The 3,184-nt window shown below is 69.2% G+C and carries 3 protein-coding genes and 1 tRNA gene; 2 read left to right on the forward strand and 2 right to left on the reverse strand.

The genetic code is table 11. The annotated features are described in order from the left end of the window. Nucleotides 1-333 precede the first annotated feature (333 nt). Nucleotides 334-406, reverse strand: a tRNA-Asn gene (locus AC08OQ_RS18685). A gap of 152 nt (nt 407-558) precedes the next feature. On the opposite strand from AC08OQ_RS18685, the gene AC08OQ_RS18690 reads away from it, so the two are divergent. Together AC08OQ_RS18690 and AC08OQ_RS18695 are read left to right on the forward strand one after the other, a co-directional pair. Then, nucleotides 559-855, forward strand: coding sequence for a hypothetical protein (locus tag AC08OQ_RS18690; RefSeq protein ID WP_476594660.1), 297 nt, complete (start codon nt 559-561; stop codon nt 853-855). Beyond that, nucleotides 845-1,321 (forward strand): winged helix-turn-helix transcriptional regulator, encoded by a 477-nt coding sequence (locus AC08OQ_RS18695; protein ID WP_476602322.1) that lies wholly within the window; start codon nt 845-847, stop codon nt 1,319-1,321. The genes AC08OQ_RS18690 and AC08OQ_RS18695 overlap by 11 nt, the downstream gene beginning before the upstream one ends. A gap of 335 nt (nt 1,322-1,656) precedes the next feature. On the opposite strand, the gene gltX is transcribed toward AC08OQ_RS18695, so the two are convergent. Beyond that, nucleotides 1,657-3,069: a glutamate--tRNA ligase gene (gene gltX / locus AC08OQ_RS18700; RefSeq protein ID WP_476602323.1), complete on the reverse strand. Its 1,413-nt coding sequence runs from the start codon at nt 3,067-3,069 to the stop codon at nt 1,657-1,659. Between the last annotated feature and the right edge of the window lie 115 nt (nt 3,070-3,184).

Raw genomic sequence — 3,184 nt, forward strand, 5'->3', positions numbered from 1 at the left:
GGACCGGTCGGCCTTCATCCCAGGTGGGCAGATTCATCGCCCGGACCCGTTCGAACAGGTTTTCCACGTTGAACGACGCCAGTCGCACCGGCCACCCCCACAGCACCGTCGTGTTGGCTCTGCTGCACAGCGTGGCAATCTGAGGGGCTACTGTCGACCCACCGGCAGGTGAATCTTTCGTGATCTTGATGGTTCACGCGTGGCCGTGCTTGTAGTAGTTCTCTTGATCTTGCATCGATCAAGATCATAGTATGGATGGGTAAGGCTAAAGTGGTACTGATATGACTCGGAATTGATCTTCGGAAGGGATCGGGCCTCCGGCCTGGGCCTATGCTCCCGCGATAGGACTCGAACCTATAACCTGCCGGTTAACAGCCGGCTGCTCTGCCAATTGAGCTACGCGGGATCGGGTGCCGTGCACCTGCCATGCACCTGACGTCGTCAGCCTACCTGAGGTTCGGGCGGTCTTGGACGTGGGGTAGGAATCAACCCGACGACACAACGTCAAGCGGCCGGCGGCCATCCGCCTGCACGTCCCTCGGTCTCCTGGGAGGCAACATGCGTATCAGGCCCAGCGTCATCCTGGCCCTCGGTCTCGGATACGTCCTCGGCGCCCGGGCCGGCCGGGAGCACTACGACGCCATCATGCGGCAGGTCCGTGACCTCCAGGAGCGCCCGGAGGTCCAGAGCGCGGCGGGACTCGTCTCCGCGCAGGCGGCCACCTTCTACCAGAAGGCCCGGGACCTGCTTGGCGCCCACGCCGGGCAGTCCGCGACCAGGCTGTTTACTCCCCTCGGCTCGCACAGCTCCAACGGTGTCGGATCCAACGGCGTCGGCTCGGTCGGTGCCCGCTGATCGGGGCACCCTCGCGCCGGAGACCCCGGAGGCCACCGATGAGCGGTCCCGGCGGGACATGCCGATGAGGCAGGCGAGGCTGAACGGGCCGGGACGACCGCACGCCTCCGGTCATCCCGAGACTCCGGACGGCGCACCGTCCGCCCTCGCCGGTCTTGTGGACCTGTTGGGCCGGCGTTTCGCCCTCGCCGTCTACTGGAACCTGCGCGGGACGGCCCTGCCGTTCCGCGCGCTTGTGGCGTGGCTCGAGGCGCCGCAGGCCCAGGTGACCCAACGCCTGCGGGAGCTGCGCGAGGCCGGCCTCGTCGAGGTGGACGAGGCCGGCGAGTACCGGCTGACCGCGCACGGCCGTCGCCTGCAGGGAGTGCTGGAACCGCTGGCGGCCTGGGCGGACGAGTGGTCCGGGCTGAGCCCGCGCCAGCGCACGCCCCGAGGATCAGCTACCCAGGGTCACGGTGAGCCCTAAGTCCGGTGGACTCCCGCTTGATGGCAACATCCTGACACCGCGGGATGGTCACTCTCGAGAGGCATTTCGTGACAGCAAGATCACAGCTTGTCTTGAGCTCGTTTTAAGGATCTCTTAGGCCCGGCGGGGTGTGCTGGTCCTTGTTGACCGCCCGGCCGCCCGGGTGGCTGGCGAACTGGAGCAGCCTCACCCACCAGAGGTAACCCCGGCTTCTGGTGGGTCTCCCCAGCCCGGGTCGCGGCCCGTCCCAGCCGCGACCCGGGCTCAGCCCTGCCCGCCGCGCGAAGCCGCCACGGACCGGCGTGCGCGCGAGGCCGTCGTGGACCGGCGTGAGGTCAGCCGCCGGTGAGCCGTTCCCGCGCTTCGGCGAGCCGCCGCAGGGTGGTCTCCCGGCCGAGCACCTCCAGCGACTCGAACAGGGGCAGTCCCACGCTCCGCCCGGTCACGGCGACCCGCACCGGTGCCTGCGCCTTGCCGAGCTTGAGACCGTGCCGCTCGCCGACCTCGGTAAGTCCGGCCTTCAGCGTCTCGGCTTCCCATTCGATCTTGTCGTAGAGGTCGTGGACGTCGGCGAGCAGTTCCGCCGCCGGCCCCTTCATCGCCTTGGCCCAGGCCGCGTCGTCGATTGGTACCTCCGGCAGGAAGAGGAAGTCGACCATCGGCACGATCTCCGACAGCACGGAGACCCTGCTCTGCGCCAGGGGGGCGAGGGCGGCGAACGCGTCCGCGCCGAACGCGGCCGGCTCCCACGGCGCGGCCGGTGCCGAGAGCCAGGGCCGGACCGCCTCGATGAACTCCTCGACGCTCAGCCGCCGGATGTACTCACCGTTGAACGCCTTGAGCTTCTTCTCGTCGAAGAACGCCGGCGACGGCTTCACGTCGGCAAGGTCGAAGGTGGACTCGATCGTCTCCCAGGGCACGATCTCGTCCTCGCCGGGCGGGGCCCAACCGAGCAGCATCAGGTAGTTCTTCATGGCGGCGGGCAGGTATCCCTCGTCCCGGTAGGACTCGAGCGCCACCTTGTCGCGCCGCTTCGACAGCTTCTGGCGTTTCTCGTTGACGATCACCGGGACGTGCGCCCACACCGGCGGCGCACCCGCGCCGAGCGATGCCCAGAGCAGCTGCTGCTTCGGGGTGTTCGACAGGTGTTCCTCACCCCGGATGACGTGGGTGATCCCCATCTCCAGGTCGTCGACGACGTTGGCGAGCAGGAACACCGCCGACCCGTCGGCCCGCGCGACCACGAAGTCCTCGATGGTGTCGTTCGGGAACTCCGGCGTGCCGCGGATGAGGTCCTCGACGATCGTCACGCCGTCGTCCGGCGTGCGAAAGCGCAGCGCCCGGCCGGGACCCGGGGTGAGCCCGCGGTCCCGGCAGAATCCGTCGTAGCCGCGCTGCGCGTTGCCGGTACGTTCCGCCAAGGCCTCGCGCGTGCAGTCGCAGTAGTAGGCGAGACCTTCGGAGTGCAGCCGCTCGGCCGCGGCCCGGTGCCGGTCGGCGCGCGACGACTGCAGCACCGGACCCTCGTACCCGCCGGGGCTGATGCCGAGCCAGTCCAGCGCGCTGATGATGCCGTCGGTCCACTCCGGCCGGTTGCGGGACGCGTCGGTGTCCTCGATGCGCAGCACGAAGTCGCCGCCGGCGCGCCGCGCGACCAGCCAGTTGAACAGCGCCGACCGCGCCCCACCCACATGGAAGATGCCGGTGGGAGATGGCGCGAATCGAACCCGTACCCGCCCAGATCCCATGCCGCGCAGCGTACAGCGGATCTCGACGGGCGAACCGGGCGTGGGCCGATGGTGACCGGCCGCGGAATCGGTCTCCCGGGCGGCCGGCCACGCCCCCGTTCAGCCGAGGAGGTCG

This window comes from Frankia sp. CcCS3 (assembly GCF_977927575.1).